This window comes from Methylobacterium sp. GXF4 (assembly GCF_000272495.1).
GTDB lineage: Bacteria > Pseudomonadota > Alphaproteobacteria > Rhizobiales > Beijerinckiaceae > Methylobacterium > Methylobacterium brachiatum.
Map to the genome: position 1 here is coordinate 185,863 of NZ_AKFK01000051.1, position 20,136 is coordinate 205,998.

Genomic DNA, 20,136 nt, shown 5'->3' on the forward strand with positions numbered 1-20,136 from the left:
GTCAGCCGATTCCGGCCACCGCCGCCACGAGCCGCTCGATATCCTGCGGCCGCGACAGGCGGTGGTCGCCATCGGCGATCAAGGTGAGCACCGTGCCTTCGGCCGGAAGCCGCGAGACGGTCTTGAGCGCGTGCGGGTATGGGACGTCCGGGTCGCGCATACCCTGTAGGATGTGAACCGGGCAGCCCGGATCGAAAGGCCGCTCGAGCAACCTGTTGCGGCGACCGTCCTCGATCAGCGCGTAGGTGATGGGGTCGGGTTCGGGCGCGTAGTCACTCGGCCGCCGGAGGATTCCGGATTGCATCAGCGCGGCGCGCCCAGCCTCGTCTAGCTGCGCCCAGATCAGGTCTTCCGTGAAGTCGAGCGCCGGCGCGATCAGGACCAGCCCCGCATTCCTCTGGCCGCTCGCCATCCGGTCCCGCGCGGCGAGGCAGGCGATCCAGCCCCCCATCGACGAGCCGACCAGAATTGGCGGCTCCTTGACGTAGGCCGCCAGGACAGCCTTTGCGTCCTCGAGCCAGGACGAGATGGTGCAGGCGGTGAAATCCCCGCTCGATGCGCCGTGGCCGGTATAATCGAACCGCACCAGGGCGCGGTTCTGCTCCGACGCCCACGCGTCCAGGGCCGCGGCCTTGGTGGCGGTCATGTCCGAGCGAAATCCCCCCAGCCAGACCATGGGTGGCCCTGCGCCCTCGCGCGCCCTGACGGCGATGCGCCGTTCGGCCGCTCCCGCGCCGACGGTGATGAACTCCGGCCCTGTATCGGTCATCGATGCCTCCCGTAGGCCTATGTCGAGCTTGAACAAGTCCTTCCCTGACCGGGTCGGCTTCAACCTCCGTTTACCAGACCGTAAAGCGCGACCGCGATGCTGGGGCAATGGGTACGAGCATGTTGCAGATGCCGGCGGGGGGCTTGCGTCTCCACGTCGACCGAGCGCGGATGGGTGACGTGACGCGCAGCCTGTCGGGCTTCCCCGCCGAAATCGATGTTCTCGCGGGCGCCCGCGTGCTGCAGATCATCCCGGAGCTCGATGCCGGCGGCGCCGAGCGGACCACGGTCGACGTGGCCGCCGCCCTCGCGGCGGTCGGCGCCAAGGCCCTGGTCGCCACCGAGGGCGGGCGCCTCATCGGTGAGCTGCAGGCCAAGGGCGGGCACTGGCTGCGATTCCCGGCCGCATCGAAGAACCCGGCCAGCATGGCGATCAACGTCGTGCGGCTGATGGCCCTGTGCCGGCGCGAAGGCGTGCAGATCGTCCACGCCCGGTCGCGGGCCCCGGCCTGGGTGGCGCTCGGCGCGGCGCGCCGGCTCGGCCTGCCGTTCGTGACCACCTATCACGGCAGCTATTCCGGCCGCACCGGCGTGAAGGTGCTGTACAATTCGGTGATGGCCCGCGGCGACGTGGTGATCGCCAACTCGCGCTACACCGCCGACCTGATCCATCGGCTGCATGCCGAGCAGGCCGGCGACCGGGTGCGGGTGATCCATCGCGGCACGGACCTCGCCGTGTTCAATCCGGTGGCGGTGGGGGCCGGACGCGTCGAGGCTCTGCGCCGGGCCTGGAACGTGGCGCCGCATGAGCGGGTGATCCTGCTCGCCGCAAGGCTCACCGCCTGGAAGGGGCACCGGGTGCTGATCGACGCCGCCGCGCAGATGCGCGACCGGGGCGTCCCGGATCTCGCCGTGGTGCTCGCCGGCGACCCCCAGGGTCGGGCCGCCTACGAGCGCGAGCTCGATGCGCTGATCGCAGCACGCGGCCTCGGGGGCATCGTCCGCCGGGTCGGTCATTGCACCGATATGCCGGCCGCGTTCCGGGCGGCGTCCGTGGTCGCCGTGCCGTCCGTCGAGCCCGAGGCGTTCGGCCGCTCGGCCGTGGAAGCCCAGGCTCTGGGCACGCCCGTGGTCGTCTCCGATCTCGGCGCCGTCCCCGAGACCGTGCTCGCACCGCCCGACGTCTCGGCCAGCCAGCGGACCGGCTGGCGCGTTCCGCCCGGCGATGCGTCTGCGCTCGCCGCCGCCCTGACCGAGGCCCTGTCGCTCGGCGCCAGCGCCCGTGATGCGCTGGTCCGCCGTGGCCGCGCCCATGTCGAAGCGAATTTCTCGCTGGAGCGGATGGCCGGCGACACGCTCGCCGTCTACGCCGAATTGCTTGGCCGCCGCTCCTGAGGAACGGGCAGGCCGGAGACAGCGCGGCGATCGGCAAGAGACCAACCGTTCGACAGCCTGTCGATTATTTCACCGGCCGCGCCGGCAACCCGTTGACTCTGGGCGGGCTTCCGCCAACGTAGTATGTCCGGAAGAGACCGGAGCGGCTGGCGGTCAGGAGATCCTTGGAACGGGTCATCCGGTCCGCCGTTTCGTCGTTGCAGCAGGAGATCGAAGCCATTCGTAGACCGATGAGAGCCATGCCGGCCCCGCAGAAGGACGGGCCGCGCGCCAACCGCGACATTCGCGGGGTGCGAGAAGTGCAGCTGATCGACGATACCGGGCAGAACCGCGGCGTCGTCCCCTTCTTCGACGCGCTGACCCTCGCTGAAGAGGCCGGCCTCGATCTCGTGGAGATCGCGCCGAACTCGGTGCCTCCCGTCTGCAAGCTGCTCGATTACGGGCGCTTCCGCTTCAACGAGCAGAAGAAGCAGAACGAGGCGCGCAAGCGGCAGAAGACCGTCGAGGTCAAGGAGATCAAGCTCCGCCCCGGCATCGACAAGCACGATTACGACACCAAGATGAAGTCGGTTCACCGCTTCTTCGAGGAAGGCGACAAGGTCAAGGTGACCCTGCGCTTCCGCGGTCGTGAGATGGCTCACCAGGATATCGGTCTGCGCCTCCTGGAGCGCGTTAAGAACGAGACGGCCGAGATCGCCAAGGTGGAAAGCGAGCCGATGCTCGAAGGCCGCCAGATGATCATGATCCTGGCGCCGCGCTGATCCGTTCGCCAATTGCTGTTTACGCCGCCTCCTGATCGGGGCGGCGTTCGCGTCTGTGGTGCTTCCGTCCGGGGACGTGGGCGACTATCTCCTGGCGATGGCCCTGGCTCCCGAAGAGATCGAACGCTACGCCCGCCACCTCGTCCTGGCCGAGGTCGGCGGACCCGGTCAGGCGCGCCTCAAGGCGGCCCGTGTGATGGTCGTCGGGGCAGGGGGGCTCGGCGCCCCGCTGATCCAGTACCTCGCCGCGGCCGGGATCGGCACGATCGGCATCGTCGATGACGACACCGTCTCGCTCTCCAATCTCCAGCGGCAGGTGATCCACGGCACGCCGGATCTCGGCCGGCCCAAGGTCGAGAGCGCGGCCGACGCGGTGGCGCGGCTCAACCCCCACGTGACGGTGGTCCCGCACCCGTTCCGCATCACGCCGGACAACGCCGTCGATCTGATCGCGGGCTACGACCTCGTCGCGGACGGCTCGGACAACTTCGCCACCCGCTATGCGGTCTCGGACGCCTGTTTCCACGCGCGCCGCCCGCTGGTGACGGCCGCACTCGGCCGGTTCGACGGCACGCTCACCACCATCCGGGCGCACGAGACTGGCCCCGGCAGCACGCCGAACCCGACCTACCGCTGCCTGTTCCCGAATCCGCCGCCGCCGGGCAGCGTGCCCGCCTGCGCGGAGGCCGGCGTGCTCGGGGCGCTGGCCGGCGTGATGGGCTCGCTGATGGCCATGGAAGTGATCCGCGCCGTGGCGGAGTTCGGCGAGCCGCTGGTCGGCCGCCTGCTCATGGTCGATGCCCGGTCGATGCGGTTCGAGACGCTGAGCTACGGCTGGGATCCGGACAACCCGCTCAACGGCGCCTCAGCCGAGTAGGGTGCCCGGCGGCATCCACGGCCCTTCGGCCTCAAGCTTGCCGAGGCAGCATTTCTTGAACTTCTTGCCCGAGCCGCAGGGGCAGGGATCGTTGCGCCCGACATCCTTGAGCGGGTTGCGCTGCGGCTCGCCCGCGCCCTCCGCGGTCCAGTCGAGGGCTTCGACCGGATCGTCGAGATAGCCGTACTGGTAGGGGCCGAGGCGGTCCCGGTCCTCGGGCTTGGTCTCGGCCTTGCGCAGAGCCTCCTTGAACCAGGCCGCGTCGCTGATCTCGTCGGTGATCCGGCCGTCGGCCCGGGCCGCCGCGGCGCGGGGCGCGAGATCGCGGAAGCCGAGATGCGCGATCGCCTCCTCCCAGCCGACCCAGGCGGGCCCCTCCTCGACGGCCGCCTTCGCGTCGTCGAACCTGACCAGCAACGCGTGCATCGCGTCCCGTTCGATGCGGCCTTCCAGCGTCAGGAACGTGCAGGCCGACAGCAGCGCCATGCGGGTGAGGTCATCGACGGTGCTGTCGAGGATCAGCCGGAACAGGGGCTGGTGATCGCCGTCGAACAGGCTGGACACGACCTTGGACAGGGTCGCGGTCACGGCGTCGCCCAGAACCGCGTCGAGCGTCTCCTCGTCCTGCCGGAGCAGCTTGAGGAGCGGCGCCAGGGCACGGGTGTCCCGGGCATGCGCCATCACGTGCAGGCCCCAGAACAGGAGGTTCTCCTGCTCCAGCGCAAGTTCGCGCCCCTCGGCGGCGGCCTCCAGCAGCGGCAGGGTCGCCTCGGCGATCTCGGCCGGGTGTGCCAGCGCCTCGCGCAGGGCCTTGGTCGGCCGGTACTCGGACGCCGCCAGGTCTTCGATCAGCGCTGCGATTCGGCTCATGCCGTCCTCCTCAGGCCCGCAGGGTCGCGCCGGTCCGGCGGGAAACCTCGGCCACGATCCTGGCGCTCACAGCCTCGATCTCGGCATCGGTCAGGGTGCGCTCCACCGGCTGCAGGCGGACCGCGATCGCCACCGATTTCGAGCCTTCCGGCACGCCGGTCCCCTCGTAGAGGTCGAACACCTCGACGCCGGCGACGAGCTTGCGCTCCGCCCCCTGGGCCGCCTTGACGATGTCGCCCGCCGGCACGTCCCGCCCGACCACGAAGGCGAAGTCCCGGGACAGGGGCTGGAACTCCGAGAGGGCCAGGGTGGGCTTGGCCTTGGTCGGCTTGTGCTTGGGCAGCGGCAGCGCGTCGAGCACGATCTCGAACGCCACCAGGCTGCCCTTGAGGTCGAGGGCCTGGAGGGTCCGCGGATGGACCTCGCCGAACCAGCCGATCTCGGATTTCGGGCCGAAGCGCAGCGTCCCCGAACGGCCCGGATGAAGCCAGGACGGGCCGCCCGCGGTCACCTGCAGGCCGCCGGTCGGCACGCCGAGGCTGCCCAGCAGCGCCAGCGCATCGGCCTTGGCGTCGAAGACATCCACGGTCTTGGCCGATCCGTCCCAGTGGCGTCCGGCGCCCGCCAGGGTGGCGCTGCCCCGCCGCACCGCGGCGGCGCGGATGCTCTGGCCCTCCGGTTGGTCCGTGGCGAAGCACTGGCCCACCTCGAACAGGGCCGCGTCCGGATAGCCGCGATCGGCGTTGCGCTGCGCCGCCCGCAGGAGCCCCGGCACGAGGCTCGGGCGCATGTCGGACAGTTCAGAGGCGATCGGGTTGGCCAGCACCAGATCGGCGCCGCCGCCGCCGAACAGCTCGGCATCGGCATGCGGGACGAACGACCAGGTCACCGCCTCCATCAGGCCGCGGCTCGCCAGGGCGCGCTTGGCGGTGCGGGTGCGCTTCTGCATCACGGTGAGCAGCGGCCGGCCGATCCCGGCGAGCCGCGGCAGGGGCTTCGGCTCGACCCGGTCGAGACCGGCGATGCGGATGACCTCCTCGACGAGGTCGGCCTTGCCTTCCACGTCCGGCCGCCAGGACGGCGTCAGGACCTTTACCCGGTCGCCGGTGCCGGAGATGTGGAAGCCCAGCGTCTCCAGGATCAGCTTGATCTCGATCCGCGGCAGCTCGATGCCGGCCAGGCGCCGCACCTCGGTCCACGGGAAGTCGATGATGCGCTCCGATTCCGGCGGCTCGCCGGCGATTGCCGCCTCGGACGGCGTGCCGCCGCAGAGATCCATCACCAGGCGCGTTGCCAAGTCCAGACCCGGCAGCGTGAAGGCCGGATCGACCCCGCGCTCGAACCGGTAGCGCGCATCGGTGATGATGCCGAGGCGCCGGCCGGACTGGGCGATGTTGGCCGGGTCCCACAGGGCCGATTCGATCAGCACGTCCGTGGTGCTCTCGTCGCAGCCGGAGGCCTGGCCGCCCATGATGCCGGCAATCGATTCGACGCCGGCCTGATCGGCGATCACCACCGTGTCGTCGGTGAGGGTGTGGGTGCGCCCGTCCAGTGCGACGAGGCTCTCGCCGTCCCGCGCGCGCCGCACCGTCAGCTTGCCCGAGACCTTCGCGGCGTCGAACACGTGCAGGGGCCGGCCCCGGTCGAAGGTGACGTAGTTGGTGATGTCCACCAGGGCGTTGATCGGGCGAAGCCCGATCGCCCGCAGCCGGGCCTGCATCCAGGCGGGCGACGGACCGTTCTTCACGCCGCGCACCAGCCGCAGGGCGAAGAGCGGGCAGAGCTGCCGGTCCTCCGGCGCGAAGCTGAGGTCGATCTCGACCGGGCAGGGGCCTTCGCCCCGCACGCCCGGAAGCGTCGCATGCTTGAGCGTGCCGAGCCCGGCCGCCGCGAGGTCGCGGGCGATGCCGTGCACCGAGGTGCAGTCCGGGCGGTTCGGCGTCAGGTTGATCTCGATGACCGGGTCGTCGAGGCCGGCATAGAGCGCGTAGCCCTGGCCCAAAGGCGCCTCGGCCGGCAGCTCGAGGATGCCGTCATGGTCCTCGCCGAGCCCGAGTTCGGAACCGGAGCACAGCATGCCGTGGCTCTCGACCCCGCGGATCGTGCCGACCGAGAGCGTGATCCCCTTGCCGGGCACGTAGGTGCCGGGCGGCGCGAACACCGTGACGAGGCCAGCGCGGGCGTTCGGCGCACCGCAGACCACCTGGACGGGCGCGCCCGCGCCGGTCTCGACGGTGCAGACCCGGAGCCGGTCGGCGTTGGGGTGCTGCTCGGCGGTCAGGATCCGGGCGACCACGTAGGGCTTGAGGGCGGCCGCCTTGTCCTCGACGCCTTCGACTTCGAGGCCGATCCGCGTCAGCGTCTCGGCGATCGTGTCGAGGGACGCCTCGGTGTCGAGGTGTTCCTTGAGCCAGGAGAGGGTGAATTTCATCGTTCTTCTAGGGGCGAGAGGACGAGAGGGATGATGGGACTGGTTTCCCGGTCGGTTGCGCCGACCTCCGTCGAATCACCCCGTCAAACCGCCGATCAGGCTCGGCACGTCCAGCGGCCGGAAGCCGTAATGGTCGAGCCAGCGGACATCCGCCTCGAAGAACGGGCGCAGGTCCGGCATGCCGTATTTGAGCATGGCGATCCGGTCGATGCCGACCCCGAAGGCGAAGCCCTGCACCGCGTCCGGATCGAGGCCGCAATTGCGCAGCACGTTCGGATGCACCATCCCGCAGCCCAGGATCTCCAGCCAGTCGGTGCCCTCGCCGAAGCGGATCTCGCCGCCCTTGCGCGAGCACTGGATGTCGACCTCGGCCGACGGCTCGGTGAAGGGGAAGAACGAGGGGCGGAAGCGCATCTTCACGCCGTCGACCTCGAAGAAGGCTTTGCAGAACTCTTCCAGCACCCATTTCAGGTTGGCGATGTTGGCCGCCGTGTCGATCACCAGCCCCTCGACCTGATGGAACATCGGCGTGTGGGTCTGGTCGGAATCGTGCCGGTAGGTCCGGCCTGGGATGATCACCCGGATCGGCGGCGTCTGCGACCGCATCGTGCGGATCTGGACGGGCGACGTGTGGGTGCGCAGCACCTTGCGTTTCCCGGTATTGTCAGGCGCCAGGAAGAACGTGTCGTGCATCTCCCGGGCCGGATGGCCGGGCGGGAAGTTCAGCGCGGTGAAGTTCAGCTCGTCCGTCTCGATATCCGGGCCCTCGGCGACGGCGAAGCCCATATCGGCGAAGATCGCGGTGATCTCGTCGATCACCTGGGTGATCGGATGGATCCGGCCGCGCACCTCCGGGGCCTCGCGCAGGGGCAGCGTGACGTCGACCCGCTCGGAGGCGAGCCGGGCCTCGAGGGCGGCCTCGACCAGGGCGGTCTTGCGCTCCGTGACGGCGCCCTGGATCCGGTCGCGGAGGCCGTTGATCAGCGGCCCGCGCTCCTTGCGCTCCTCGGGCGTCATGGCGCCCAGCGTCTTAAGCAGGTCCGAGACGCTGCCCTTCTTGCCGAGCGCGGCCACGCGCACCGCGTCGAGGGCGGCTTCGTCGGACGCCGCCGTCACCTGGGCCAGGAGATCGCGTTCGAGGGTGTCGAGATCGGTCATCGTTTTTTTCGAACTAGGTTGGCGGTCCGCGATCGCGGCATGCTTTTGCGCGCCGTTTGCATTCGCGCAAGTCAGGGCTTCTGCGCAAATGGTGACGGGCCGCCCCGCGGCAGCTCGAAAACGACGAAGGCGCAGCTCCCTGAGGAGAGCCGCGCCTTCCGTCCGCTTGCGCGGGAGATTGAGCCTCAGGCGGCCTTGGCGGTGGTCTCGGGGAGGGCGGCCTTGGCCTTCTCGACCACGGCGGCAAAGCTCGCCGGCTCGTGGATCGCCAGCTCCGACAGCGCCTTGCGGTCGACGACGATGCCGGACTTGGCAAGACCGTTGATGAAGCGCGAATAGGTCAGGCCGTGCTCGCGCACCGCCGCGTTGAGGCGCTGGATCCAGAGCGCGCGGAACGTGCGCTTCTTATTCTTGCGGTCGCGATAGGCATACTGCATGCCCTTCTCGACCGCCTGCTTGGCGATGCGGATCGTATTCTTGCGCCGGCCGTAATAGCCCTTGGCGGCCTTCAGAACTTTTTTGTGCTTCGCGTGACTGGTCACGCCGCGCTTGACGCGGGCCATCGGTTATCTCCTGCGTTCGACGAAAGACAGTGGCAACGGGTGTCGAAGGCTTACCGCGCGTTCGGCAGGAAGTACTTCTTCACGTTGGCGGCATCGCCCTCGAACAGGGTCGTGGTGCCGCGCAGGTTGCGGATCTGCTTGGTCGTCCGCTTGATCATCCCGTGGCGCTTGCCGGCCTGGGCGTACATCACCTTGCCGGTGCCGGTGATCTTGAAGCGCTTCTTGGCGCCTGATTTGGTCTTCAGCTTGGGCATTTGGCTCTCCGTTGCGCGAAAATTCCTCTGGCCGCCCCGCGAGGGTCGGATGAGGTGTGCGCGATGATGCTTCTGGTGGAGCAGCACGAGCCGCCACGGCAGCCCTATCGGCCGGGCGGTTCGACGCGGGCCGGCTTATGACAGAAACACGCAGCCACGGCAACGGCTTCCGTGCCGGACGGGTGCAGCCCGCCCGCCACCGCGTCTACCAAAGCGTGAGGCCGCTCGCATCGGGGAATGCGGGGACAGCTCCCGCGCCGCACAAAACTGGTCGCGACAACCCCTCGGCGGAGGAACCATAACCTTGGCCGTCGGTTTCATTCATGTCCCGCTCAGGCCGGCAGGGTTAGACCCCCCGTCAAATACGGCCAACCAGGAGACACTTCGTGCGCATTGCCCAGATCGCTCCGTTGTCGGAGGCCGTCCCTCCGAAGTTCTACGGCGGCACCGAGCGCGTCGTCAGCTGGATCACCGAGGAACTGGTCCGCCAGGGCCACGACGTCACCCTGTTCGCCAGCGGCGATTCGGAGACGTCCGCCAAGCTCGCGGCCTGCACGCCGGAAGGGCTGCGGCTGCTCGGCTACCGCGATCACACGGCCAGCCACCTGGCCATGCTGCATCAGGTACACCGTCGGGCCCACGAGTTCGACATCCTGCACTTCCACATCGACCTGCTTCAGTATCCGATGTTCGAGGATCTGAACCACAAGTGCATCACCACGATGCACGGTCGGCTCGACGTACCGGACTTCATGCCCGTCTACCGCACCTTCACGGGCATGCCGCTGGTCTCGATCTCCGACAACCAGCGCGAGCCGATGCCGCCGAACGTCAACTGGCTGGCGACGATCCATCACGGCCTGCCGTCGCAGAACTGCCCGTACTCCCCGGAGGCCAAGGGCGGCTACCTGGCGTTCCTCGGCCGCATCTCCCCCGAGAAGCGTCCCGATCGCGCCATCGAGATGGCGATCCGGTCCGGCACGCCGCTGAAGATCGCCGCGAAGGTCGATAAGGCCGACCAGGATTACTGGGATGAGGTCATCGAGCCGATGACCCATCACCCGCTGGTCGAGTATATCGGCGAGATCAACGAGGAGCAGAAGAAGGCCTTCCTGGGCAACGCCCTGGCGCTCGCCTTCCCGATCGATTGGCCGGAGCCCTTCGGCCTGGTCATGATCGAGGCGATGTCGGCCGGTACGCCGGTGATCGCCTTCCGGAACGGTTCGGTGCCGGAGGTGATCAAGGACGGCGTGAGCGGTGTGCTCTGCCAGACCATGGACGACGCGGTCGAGGCCGTGGCCAAGGTGAAGACCATGAGCCGCGAGGGCGTGCGCCGCCACTTCGAGGGTCAGTTCACTGCCGAGTGCATGGTCAAGAAATACGTCGCCGCCTACGAGGAGTTGCTCTCCCGCGGCGCCGACGTGATCCAGCTGCCGAAATCCGGCTTCACGCCGCATTACGGCGACGTGAATGGCTCTGCGCGGCCGGCGATCTCGGTCGCGGCGATGCCGGCCTGAGCCCCGGCATCGGGCTTGCGAGAGACGGCCGGCCCGGCCTAGCGTCGTAAAGGCGCCTCATCCGAATGGTCACGAGGGCCGCCGCATCAGAGCCGATGCGGCGGCCCTCTCGATTCGTACCCCTTACACGCACTCGGAGACGTTCTGCATGGCGGCGGAGAATACGGCGGCCCACAATGCGGCCGCCCGGACACAGGCCAGCACCGTCACGGTGGCGCCCGGCTTCCAGGACGCCGACGATGTGCTGCCGACCTACCACATCGAGGCCCATACCTCCCTGGTCGAGCGGCCCCTGCGGGCGCTGAAGTTCGGGGAGGCGTTCGGGGTTCTGGATTCCTACGGCGATATCGGCGTCCAGCCCGGGCCGGAGGGCCTGTATTTCCAGGATACCCGCTATCTCTCCCGGCTCGAACTGACCGTGGAGGGCCAGCGCCCCCTGATGCTGTCCTCGGTAATGCAGGACGACAACGGCGCGCTCAGCGTCGACATGACCACCCCCGACATCCGTCTCGACGCCCATGACGAGACCTCGATCCCGCGCGAGACGATCGCGATCGAGCGCACCAAGTTCCTGTTCCGGGGCGCCTGCTACGACCGGATCGGCCTGCGCTCGTTCGATTCCAAGCACCGCCGCCTGCGCATCGCCGTCACCTTCGACGCGGATTACCGCGACCTGTTCGAGGTGCGCGGCACCGACCGCAAGGAGCGCGGCAAGCGCGGCGTCCTGGTGGCGAGCGACCGGGAGGTGCAGTTCCGCTATGTCGGGCTCGACGAGATCGTGCGCACGACCTCGTTGCACTTCGGCCCCAAGCCGGATCTGATCGAGCCGGGCCGCGTCGCCTTCGACGTCTCCCTGCCGCCGGAGGGCCGCGCCTCCCTGTTCATTCGCGTGACCTTCGAAGCGCATCGGGCCTTTACCAAGCCGCCGAGCGGCGAAATGGTCGGCGAGGATGCGGCCGCGAAGCTGACCCTGGCGGCCAATGTCGGGGGCGCCCGGCGTGAGCCGAAGGATCTGAGCGAGGGGACGATCTTCGCCCGGGCCTACCGCGATTCGCGCCGGGACCTGCGCGAGCTGACCGCCGGGATCACCACGATCATCTCGTCGAACGACCAGTTCAACGAGGGCCTGTGCCGGGCCACCGCCGACCTCTACATGCTCGCGAGCCGGACCCCGGAGGGGATCTACCCGTTCGCCGGCATCCCCTGGTACTCGACGGTGTTCGGCCGCGACGGCATCATCACGGCCCTGATGGCGCTGTGGATCGATCCGAAATTCGGCCGCGGCGTCCTGCGCTACCTCGCCGCCACCCAGGCCAAGGCGGTCGATCCCGCGGCCGATGCCCAGCCCGGCAAGGTGCTGCACGAGACCCGCCGGGGCGAGATGGCGATGCTCGGCGAGGTGCCGTTCCGCCACTATTACGGCACCATCGACGGCACGCCGCTCTTCGTGATGCTGGCCTGGGAATATTACGCGGTGACGGGCGACCTGGAGACCATCCGGGCGATCTGGCCGTCGCTCGAACTCGCGCTGGAATGGATGGACCGCTACGGCGACCGGGACGGCGACGGCTTCGTCGAATACGCCCGCGACACCGACAAGGGCCTCGAGAACCAGGGCTGGAAGGACAGCCACGATTCGATCTTCCACACAGACGGCCAGCTGGCCAAGGGCCCGATCGCCCTGTGCGAGGTCCAGGGCTACGTCTACGCCGCCAAGAACGGCATGGCCAAGCTCGCCGCGCTCCTCGGGCACGACCCGATGGCCGAGCGCCTCTCGCACGAGGCGGCCGCCCTGCGCGAGCGGTTCGATGCGGCCTTCTGGAATGAGGAGATCGGCACCTACGCTCTCGCCCTCGACGGCGCCAAGAAGCAATGCGCGGTGCGCTCGTCGAATGCCGGGCACGCGCTGTTCACCGGCATCGCCAAGCCGGAGCGGGCGGCCCGGGTCGCCGAGACCCTGCTGTGCAAGGACGGCTTCAACGGCTGGGGCGTGCGGACCATCGCCAAGGGCGAGGCCCGCTACAACCCGATGTCCTACCACAACGGCTCAATCTGGCCGCACGACAACGCCCTGATCGCGATGGGGCTCGCCCGCTACGACCGCAAGCACGAGGCCGCGCGCATCTTCCAGGGGATGTTCGACACCGCGCTCTACCAGGACCAGAAGCGCCTGCCGGAGCTGTTCTGCGGCTTCATGCGCCGGCGCCAGCGCGGCCCCGTGGCCTACCCGGTCGCCTGCAGCCCGCAGGCCTGGGCGGCGGCGGCGCCGTTCGCGTTCCTGGCCGCCTGCCTGGGCCTGGAGCTCGACCACGACCGCAACAGCGTCCGGCTGAAGAACCCGATCCTGCCGGGCTTCCTCGACGGCGTGACGCTCTACAACGTCAAGCTGGGAGCCTCGCGCCTGGATATCCGGTTCCAGCGCTACGACGACGACGTCACCGTGTCGGTGCTGCGCCGCCACGGCGACGTGCAGGTGATCGTGACGAAATAGGCCGCTCGCCTCCCGCCGCGGCCCGGTGCCGTGGCGGGAGACGCCGGAAATCAGGCGTCGCCGCCCGGCAGATCGAGCACGATCGCGGCGGCATCGGCCCGCTGCCAGACCCGCCGGACCGGGTAGCTCCTGTCATGCCCGGGCACCGCAAGGGTGAAGGTCAGCGGCAAGCGATGCCGGCGCGAGACCGAGAGCATCGCGCCGGTCGGCGACATGTCCCGCACAATGCAGGGGACCGAATCGCCGTCGGGATACTGGATCGTCGCCGGGATCAGCACGTCCCGTCGCTCGCCGTCGCGCCTGTTGGCCGTCGCATCGACCGGGACGCCACCCGCCCTGCTTCCCATCCGCTCCATCCCTTCGTGCGCTGATTGATTGCGCGCAGCATACGGACCTCAGGACTGACAAAGTCTGACCGTGCCGCCGATCAGGACTGACTTCACGCACTCGTGTGACAGGCCGGCAATCCGGCAAACTTTGGCTGACCGTATGCGATCCACGTTCGGGATACTTGGAGCCTGCCCTGCGGTGACCCGGTTCCGCTCCTCGTCGGGCCGCGGATGATCGGACGCGGTACGCGAGGCAGCCCGGATCCGCGCGATTTGGTGTAAGGGGCACAGCCAGCCTCTCCACCTCGGGACACGCCCCATGCCGGCCGATCATTCCGCTCTGTCGCTCGCCCAAGCGCTGATCTGCTGTCCCTCGGTGACACCGGAGGATCGCGGCGCCCTCGATGTGGTGGCGCAGGCGCTGAGCGGTGCGGGTTTCTCGGTGGAGCGGCCGGTCTTCTCCGAGCCGGGCTATCCCGACACCCCGAACCTCTACGCGCGGATCGGTGATCGCGGGCCGTGCCTCGTCTTCGCCGGGCACACCGACGTCGTGCCGGAAGGCGACGGCGCCTGGCGCTACGGCCCGTTCGACGCCACGGTGGCGGATGGTCTGCTCTACGGGCGCGGTGCCGCCGACATGAAGGGCGGCGTCGCCTGCATGCTGGCCGCGACCCTGGCCTTCATCGCCCGACGGGGCGGCACGTTCCCGGGCTCGATCGCCTTCCTGATCACCGGCGACGAGGAGGGGCCCGCGGTCAACGGGACGGTCAAGCTGCTCGACTGGGCCCGCGCCCGGGGCGAGCGCTTCGACCATTGCCTGCTGGGCGAGCCGACCAATCCGGGGCGGCTCGGCGAGATGATCAAGATCGGCCGCCGCGGCTCGCTCACCGGCAAGCTGACCGTGCTCGGGCGCCAGGGCCACGTCGCCTACCCGCACAAGGCCGAGAATCCGATCCCCGGGCTGCTGCGGCTCGCCTCGGCGCTGGTGGCGGAACCGCTCGATGGCGGCACCGCGCATTTCGACGCCTCGAACCTCGAATTCACGACGATCGATGTCGGCAACCCCGCCACCAACGTGATCCCGGCGACCGCCCGGGCCACCTTCAACGTCCGGTTCAACGACGACTGGACCGCGGCCAGCCTCGGAGCTGAGCTCCGTCGGCGGCTCGAGCAGGCCGCCGGCAACGCCGTGCGCTTCACCCTCGACCTGCAACCCTCGAACGCCCCGGCCTTCCTGACCCAGCCCGACGCCTTCGTGGATCTGGTCTCCCGGGCGATCCAGGCCGAGACCGGCCTGACGCCGACGCTGTCGACCACCGGCGGCACCTCGGACGCGCGGTTCATCAAGGACGCCTGCCCGGTGATCGAATTCGGCCTGGTGGGCGAGACCATGCACCAGATCGACGAATGCGTGGCCGTGGCCGATATCGAGCGGCTGACGGCGATTTATGAGCGGGTGCTGGAGGCTTATTTCCCCACGAAGCGCTGACAGCGCGGCGCAGGGGCAGATCCCGTTCGAGCGTTCTTATCCAAGTCACGCCCACATCCTGAGGTGCCCGGCGATCGCAGATCGCTGGGCCTCGAAGGAGCGTTCCAGGGGGCGCGCGTCCGGCTGGAAGGCACCTTCGAGGCCTTCGCGTCGCTCCATCACGCCAGGCTGAGGGGAGGGGTGGGATCTCGGCGCCGAGATCCCACCCGCCGGAAGTCGCGATCCCGAAAAATCCCTCAGGTGTAATCCACCCCCACGAAGGTCAGCCCACAGGCCGGCGCCAGCGGCCCGCACCGGCGCTTCTCGCCCGAGGCCAGGATGTCGGCGACGTCGTCACCCGAGAGGCGTCCGCAGCCGGCGAGCATCAGCGTCCCGACCATGGCCCGGACCTGGTGGTGCAGGAACGAGCGCGCGCAGGTCGTCACCACGATCTCCTCGTGCAGCGCCATGGTGGTGCGGGCCACGTCGAGCTGGTCCAGCGTCCGCACTGGGCTGTTGGCCTGGCACTCGGCCGCTCGGAAGGCGGAGAAGTCGTGGAGGCCGACGAGGCGCTGGGCGGCGTCATGCATCGCATCCGGGTCGAGCGGCCAGGGCACGTGCCAGACATGGGCGCGGGTCAGGGCCGCGGGGCTGCGCCGGTTGAGGATGCGGTAGCGGTAGTGCCGGCGGATCGCCGAGTGCCGGGCGTCGAAGCTCGGCGGGACGATTTCGGCGGAGAGCACGGCCACGGGTTGCGGCCGCAGATGGGCGTTAATGGCGTCGCGGACCGTGTCGGTCCGCCAGTCCTTGGCCAGGTCGAGATGCGCGACCTGGTGGATGGCGTGCACACCGGCATCGGTCCGGCCGGCGCAGGTGAGCCGGGCATCCTCGCCGGAGAAACGCGTCACCGCCGCCTCGATCGCGCCCTGGACCGTGGCTTCGTCGGACTGACGCTGCCAGCCGCAGAACGGCGTGCCGTCGTATTCGATGACGAGCTTGTAGCGGGGCATCAGCCGAGATGCGTGCCGGGCGCGATGCGCGCGCCGCGCACGAACTCGGCGCCGCTGGCGCTGCCGCCCTTGCCGGCCCGGCGCAGCTCCGTCAGCCGGACCGCCCCGGTGCCGCAGGCGACCAGGCCCTCGGCATCGAGGAGCGTCCCCGGCGCGCCCGTGCCGGCGCCGGCCGCGGCGCGCAGGACCTTCACCCGCTCCGGCCCCTTGCCGAGATCGACCGCGAAGAACGCCCCCGGGAACGGCGAAAGGCCGTTGATCCGGTTCGCGACCTCCGCGGCCGGAAGCGACCAGTCGATCCGCGCCTCGTCGTTGCTGATCTTGTGCGCGTAGACGACGCCCTCCGCCGCCTGCGGCGTGAAGGTGAGGTCGCCGCTTTCCAGGCGCTCGAGGGCCTGGGACATCAGCTCGGCCCCGAGGGGCATCAGGGCATCGTGCAATTCCCCGGCGGTCATGCCCGTCACGATCGGGACGCGTCCCTCCAGGGCGACGGGGCCGGTATCGAGCCCGGCCTCCATGCGCATGATGCCGACGCCGCTCTCGGCATCCCCCGCCATCACGGCGCGCTGGATCGGTGCGGCCCCCCGCCAGCGCGGCAGCAGCGACCCGTGGAGGTTGAGACAGCCGTGCCTTGGCACATCCAGGATCGCCTGCGGCAGAAGCATCCCGTAGGCGACCACCACGGCGACGTCGGCCCGGTGCCCGGCGAAGGTCTCGACGGCGTCCGGGCTGCGCAGGCTCGCCGGCGTCAGGACCGGGATCCCGAGGTTGTCGGCCAGCGCGTGGACCGGCGAGGGCCGCAGGCTCATGCCGCGGCCGGCCTTGGCAGGCGCGCGGGTGTAGACGGCGGCGATGTCGTGGCCGTCCTGCGCGAGCCGCGCCAGTGTCGGCACCGCGAAATCCGGCGTGCCCATGAAGACGACGCGCATCGGGGGTCAGGCCGCGTCGCGCTTGGCCGCCTTGGTGAAGCGCTTGATCACCCGGTCGCGCTTCAGCTTCGAGATGTGGTCGATGAACAGCACGCCGTTCAGGTGGTCGATCTCGTGCTGGATGCAGGTCGCCAGAAGGCCGTCGGCCTCGATCTCCTGCTCCCGGCCCTCGATGTCGCGGAACTTCACCCGGACCCGGTCCGGCCGCTCGACCTCGGCGTAATATTCCGGGATCGACAGGCAGCCCTCGTCGTAGAGCCGCTTCTCCTCCGAGGACCAGACGATCTCGGGATCGATGAAGACCCGCGGCTCGCGCACGCCCTCTTCCTTCGAGGTGTCGATGGTCACGACCCGCTTGGCGACGCCGACCTGGATCGCCGCGAGCCCGACGCCCGGGGCGTCGTACATCGTCTCGAACATGTCGGCCACGAGGGTTCGGATCTCGGGCGTGATCGGTCCGACCGGCTCCGAGGTGCGGCGCAGGACGGCGTCGGGGAGGATGACGAGCGGACGGATGGTCATGGCGGAAACCGGCAAGGGGAGCGCCGCAGGCGCGGACCCCGGGGATTCCGAGGCAATATGGCGTGGGTCGGGGCCGGTCAAATACCGCTTCTGCGGGTCGCCGCGACACCGCGCCGGCAAAACCCTCAGAAGGTGGTGCGGCTGCGGATCGCCGCGGTGAGCGTGCCCTCGTCGAGATAGTCGAGCTCGCCGCCGACCGGGACGCCGTGGGCGAGGCGGGTCACCTTGCGGTCGAGGTGCCGGATCGATTCGGTGACGTAATGGGCGGTGGTCTGGCCGTCGACGGTGGCGTTCAGCGCCAGGATGATCTCCTTCACCGCCGGATCGGCCGCACGCTCCACGAGGCTCGCCAGGTTGAGGTGCTCGGGCCGCACGCCGTCCAGGGCCGACAGGACGCCGCCGAGCACGTGGTAGCGCGATTTGACCGCTCCGGACCGCTCCAGGGCCCAGAGGTCCGAGACATCCTCCACGACCACCAGGGTCGAGGGATCCCGCTCGGTGTCGCGGCAGATCGTGCACGGCTCCGAGGTGTCGACGTTGCCGCAACTGGAGCAGACCACGATGCGCTCGGCGGCCACCCGCATGGCGTCGGCCAACGGGGCGAGCAGCGTCTCGCGCTTCTTGATGAGCTGGAGCGCGGCCCGCCGCGCCGAGCGCGGTCCCAGCCCCGGCATCCGGGACAGAAGCTGGATCAGGCGCTCGATTTCGGGGCCGGCGACGGCTTGGGGCATCGTGCCTCTGGGGCGGGGAATTGCTGAATGGGCGTCTGCGGAACGTTCGGCAGGGCATAGCCGGCCCCCGGCGGTGCGCAAGAGCGCATCTCCGCCCACCCCGATCCGGTCGTTCGGGCCGATGAGCCTGCGCCGCGCCGAAGAACATCCGTCTGCCGACTGTTACAACGGCGGCATCCTGCGATCATCACCGGGGTCAAACGCCCGCGTTCACGTTGCGGCCCCCCCGCGACACCCGGTAAGACGGCAACGCTTGGCCGCCTATCCAGTATGGGGCGGACGAGCGACCGGGGAACGGAGATCCAGCGTGCGGCGGACCTGTACGACCGCACGGACGTCCCCCGGGTAAACCCGGACACCGCTGGCGTCCGGTCATGTCGCGTCGACGGCACGAACAGGGGCCCCGGGAGATACGCTCTTGACCAATATCGGTGACCACAACGCGGCCCACGGTGCCGACGCCGCCGGCTTCCGCGGCCTCAAGGCCGTCCGCTGGAACTTCGAGGCGCCGAGCCTCTACGAGGAGGCGCTGACCCGCAAGGAGGGCCAGCTCGCCCGCGGCGGCGCCCTCGTGGCGACCACCGGCAGCCATACCGGCCGCTCGCCCAAGGACAAGTTCGTGGTGCGCGATGCCAGCACCGAGAACGAGATCTGGTGGGACAACAACGGCGCGATCACGCCGGAGCAATTCGAGACCCTTCGCCAGGACTTCCTCAAGCACGCCGAGGGCAAGGAGCTGTTCGCCCAGGACCTCTATGGCGGTGCCGACCCGGCCCACCGGGTCAAGGCCCGGGTGTTCACCGAGTTCGCCTGGCACTCGCTGTTCATCCGCAACCTGCTGATCCGGCCGGACCGCTCCGAGCTCGCCACCTACGTGCCGGACCTGACGATCATCGACCTGCCGAGCTTCCAGGCGGATCCCGCCCGGCACGGCTGCCGCTCCAAGACCGTGATCGCCATCGATTTCGCCAAGAAGCTCGTGCTCATCGGCGGCTCGGCCTACGCGGGCGAGATGAAGAAGTCGGTCTTCACCTACCTGAACTACATCCTGCCCGGCCAGAACGTGATGCCGATGCATTGCTCGGCCAATGCGGCGCTCGACCCCGAGGGTGGCTCGGCGATCTTCTTCGGCCTGTCGGGCACCGGCAAGACCACCCTGTCGAACGATTCCTCGCGCCAGCTGCTCGGCGACGACGAGCACGGCTGGTCGGACGAGGGCATCTTCAACTTCGAGGGCGGCTGCTACGCCAAGACGATCCGCCTCTCGCGCAACGCCGAGCCCGAGATTTACGCCACCACCGAGCGCTTCGGCACCGTGATGGAGAACGTCGTGATCGATCCGGTCACGCGCGTGCCGGATTTCGACGATGCCTCGCTCACCGAGAACACCCGCTGCGCCTACCCGCTGGACTTCATCGCCAATGCGAGCGCCACCGGCCGGGCCGGGCATCCGAAGAACATCGTGATGCTGACCTGCGACGCCTTCGGGGTGATGCCGCCGATCGCCAAGCTCACCGGCGCCGAGGCGATGTATCACTTCCTCTCGGGCTACACCGCCAAGGTGGCCGGCACCGAGCGCGGGCTGACCGGGCCCGAGGCGACCTTCTCGACCTGCTTCGGCGCGCCGTTCATGCCCAGGCACCCGAGCGTATACGGCAACCTGCTGCGCGACCTGATCGCCAAGCACGAGGTCGATTGCTGGCTGGTCAACACCGGCTGGACCGGCGGCGGCGTCGGCACCGGCCAGCGCATGCCGATCCGCGTCACGCGACGCCTGCTCGCCGGCGCCCTCGACGGATCGCTCGCCCAGGCCGAGTTCCGCCGCGACCCGTATTTCGGCTTCGCGGTGCCGGTCTCGGTCCCGGGCGTCGAGGCGGACATCCTCACCCCGGTCAAGACCTGGGGCAACAAGAGCGCCTTCGTCGAGACGGCGGCGCGGCTGGTGAAGATGTTCGACGACAACTTCAAGCGCTTCGAGGCCCATGTCGATTCCGACGTGCGCGCCGCCGGGCCGACCGCTCAGGCGATCGCCGCGTAGGCGTCGTACCGACCGGGCGGCCCA

18 protein-coding genes are annotated in these 20,136 nt (G+C 69.4%); 7 read left to right on the forward strand and 11 right to left on the reverse strand.

Translation table 11 applies throughout. The features are described from left to right. Position 1 precedes the first annotated feature (1 nt). Entirely contained in the window at positions 2-769 is a 768-nt protein-coding gene (locus WYO_RS08835; protein ID WP_007561389.1) for an alpha/beta hydrolase, read from the reverse strand. 170 nt (positions 770-939) lie between these two features. On the opposite strand from WYO_RS08835, the gene WYO_RS08840 reads away from it, so the two are divergent. From WYO_RS08840 to moeB, 3 genes are all read left to right on the forward strand, one after another. Next, complete coding sequence (locus tag WYO_RS08840; protein WP_007561391.1) at positions 940-2,163, forward strand: glycosyltransferase family 4 protein; 1,224 nt, start codon at positions 940-942, stop codon at positions 2,161-2,163. Between the two features lie 239 nt (positions 2,164-2,402). Continuing rightward, positions 2,403-2,924, forward strand: coding sequence for a translation initiation factor IF-3 (infC, locus tag WYO_RS08845; protein ID WP_007561393.1), 522 nt, complete (start codon positions 2,403-2,405; stop codon positions 2,922-2,924). A gap of 97 nt (positions 2,925-3,021) precedes the next feature. After that, positions 3,022-3,801 carry a molybdopterin-synthase adenylyltransferase MoeB gene (moeB, locus tag WYO_RS08850; RefSeq protein WP_039902612.1) on the forward strand — a complete coding sequence of 260 codons (780 nt, stop codon included), beginning with the start codon at positions 3,022-3,024 and terminating at the stop codon, positions 3,799-3,801. Here moeB and WYO_RS08855 read toward each other — a convergent pair. The 5 genes from WYO_RS08855 to rpmI form a co-directional block, all read right to left on the reverse strand. Continuing rightward, a complete protein-coding gene (locus WYO_RS08855) occupies positions 3,790-4,671 on the reverse strand; it encodes a DUF1186 domain-containing protein (protein ID WP_007561397.1) in 882 nt (293 codons plus the stop codon). The genes moeB and WYO_RS08855 overlap by 12 nt on opposite strands. Positions 4,672-4,681: 10 nt before the next feature. After that, positions 4,682-7,102, reverse strand: a complete 2,421-nt coding sequence (gene pheT, locus WYO_RS08860) for a phenylalanine--tRNA ligase subunit beta (protein WP_007561398.1) — start codon at positions 7,100-7,102, stop codon at positions 4,682-4,684. A gap of 75 nt (positions 7,103-7,177) precedes the next feature. Then, complete coding sequence (pheS, locus tag WYO_RS08865; protein WP_007561400.1) at positions 7,178-8,260, reverse strand: phenylalanine--tRNA ligase subunit alpha; 1,083 nt, start codon at positions 8,258-8,260, stop codon at positions 7,178-7,180. A gap of 185 nt (positions 8,261-8,445) precedes the next feature. Then, complete coding sequence (gene rplT, locus WYO_RS08870; protein ID WP_007561402.1) at positions 8,446-8,823, reverse strand: 50S ribosomal protein L20; 378 nt, start codon at positions 8,821-8,823, stop codon at positions 8,446-8,448. A gap of 50 nt (positions 8,824-8,873) precedes the next feature. Beyond that, complete coding sequence (gene rpmI / locus WYO_RS08875) at positions 8,874-9,077, reverse strand: 50S ribosomal protein L35 (protein ID WP_007561407.1); 204 nt, start codon at positions 9,075-9,077, stop codon at positions 8,874-8,876. 386 nt (positions 9,078-9,463) lie between these two features. On the opposite strand from rpmI, the gene WYO_RS08880 reads away from it, so the two are divergent. Both WYO_RS08880 and WYO_RS08885 read left to right on the forward strand, forming a co-directional pair. Then, complete coding sequence (locus WYO_RS08880) at positions 9,464-10,594, forward strand: glycosyltransferase family 4 protein (protein ID WP_007561409.1); 1,131 nt, start codon at positions 9,464-9,466, stop codon at positions 10,592-10,594. A 148-nt stretch (positions 10,595-10,742) separates the two neighbouring features. After that, positions 10,743-13,085 carry a glycogen debranching N-terminal domain-containing protein gene (locus WYO_RS08885; RefSeq protein WP_007561411.1) on the forward strand — a complete coding sequence of 781 codons (2,343 nt, stop codon included), beginning with the start codon at positions 10,743-10,745 and terminating at the stop codon, positions 13,083-13,085. A 50-nt stretch (positions 13,086-13,135) separates the two neighbouring features. Here the strand turns inward: WYO_RS08885 and WYO_RS29315 are convergent, their stop codons facing one another. Next, positions 13,136-13,432 carry a PilZ domain-containing protein gene (locus WYO_RS29315; RefSeq protein WP_007561413.1) on the reverse strand — a complete coding sequence of 99 codons (297 nt, stop codon included), beginning with the start codon at positions 13,430-13,432 and terminating at the stop codon, positions 13,136-13,138. A 301-nt stretch (positions 13,433-13,733) separates the two neighbouring features. On the opposite strand from WYO_RS29315, the gene dapE reads away from it, so the two are divergent. After that, the gene (dapE, locus tag WYO_RS08895) at positions 13,734-14,903 is read left to right on the forward strand and encodes a succinyl-diaminopimelate desuccinylase (RefSeq protein ID WP_007561415.1); all 1,170 of its coding nucleotides are present in this window, start codon (positions 13,734-13,736) and stop codon (positions 14,901-14,903) included. A gap of 236 nt (positions 14,904-15,139) precedes the next feature. Here the strand turns inward: dapE and truA are convergent, their stop codons facing one another. From truA to recR, 4 genes are all read right to left on the reverse strand, one after another. After that, positions 15,140-15,892 carry a tRNA pseudouridine(38-40) synthase TruA gene (truA, locus tag WYO_RS08900; RefSeq protein ID WP_007561418.1) on the reverse strand — a complete coding sequence of 251 codons (753 nt, stop codon included), beginning with the start codon at positions 15,890-15,892 and terminating at the stop codon, positions 15,140-15,142. Further along, positions 15,892-16,821, reverse strand: coding sequence for a methionyl-tRNA formyltransferase (gene fmt / locus WYO_RS08905; protein WP_007561419.1), 930 nt, complete (start codon positions 16,819-16,821; stop codon positions 15,892-15,894). Before fmt ends, truA begins: the two co-directional genes overlap by 1 nt. A gap of 6 nt (positions 16,822-16,827) precedes the next feature. Next, a complete protein-coding gene (def, locus tag WYO_RS08910; protein ID WP_007561421.1) occupies positions 16,828-17,343 on the reverse strand; it encodes a peptide deformylase in 516 nt (171 codons plus the stop codon). A gap of 125 nt (positions 17,344-17,468) precedes the next feature. Beyond that, positions 17,469-18,074, reverse strand: coding sequence for a recombination mediator RecR (recR, locus tag WYO_RS08915; RefSeq protein ID WP_007561422.1), 606 nt, complete (start codon positions 18,072-18,074; stop codon positions 17,469-17,471). A 418-nt stretch (positions 18,075-18,492) separates the two neighbouring features. Between recR and WYO_RS08920 the strand changes: the two genes are divergently transcribed. Then, positions 18,493-20,112: a phosphoenolpyruvate carboxykinase gene (locus WYO_RS08920; protein ID WP_007561424.1), complete on the forward strand. Its 1,620-nt coding sequence runs from the start codon at positions 18,493-18,495 to the stop codon at positions 20,110-20,112. Positions 20,113-20,136 lie beyond the last annotated feature (24 nt).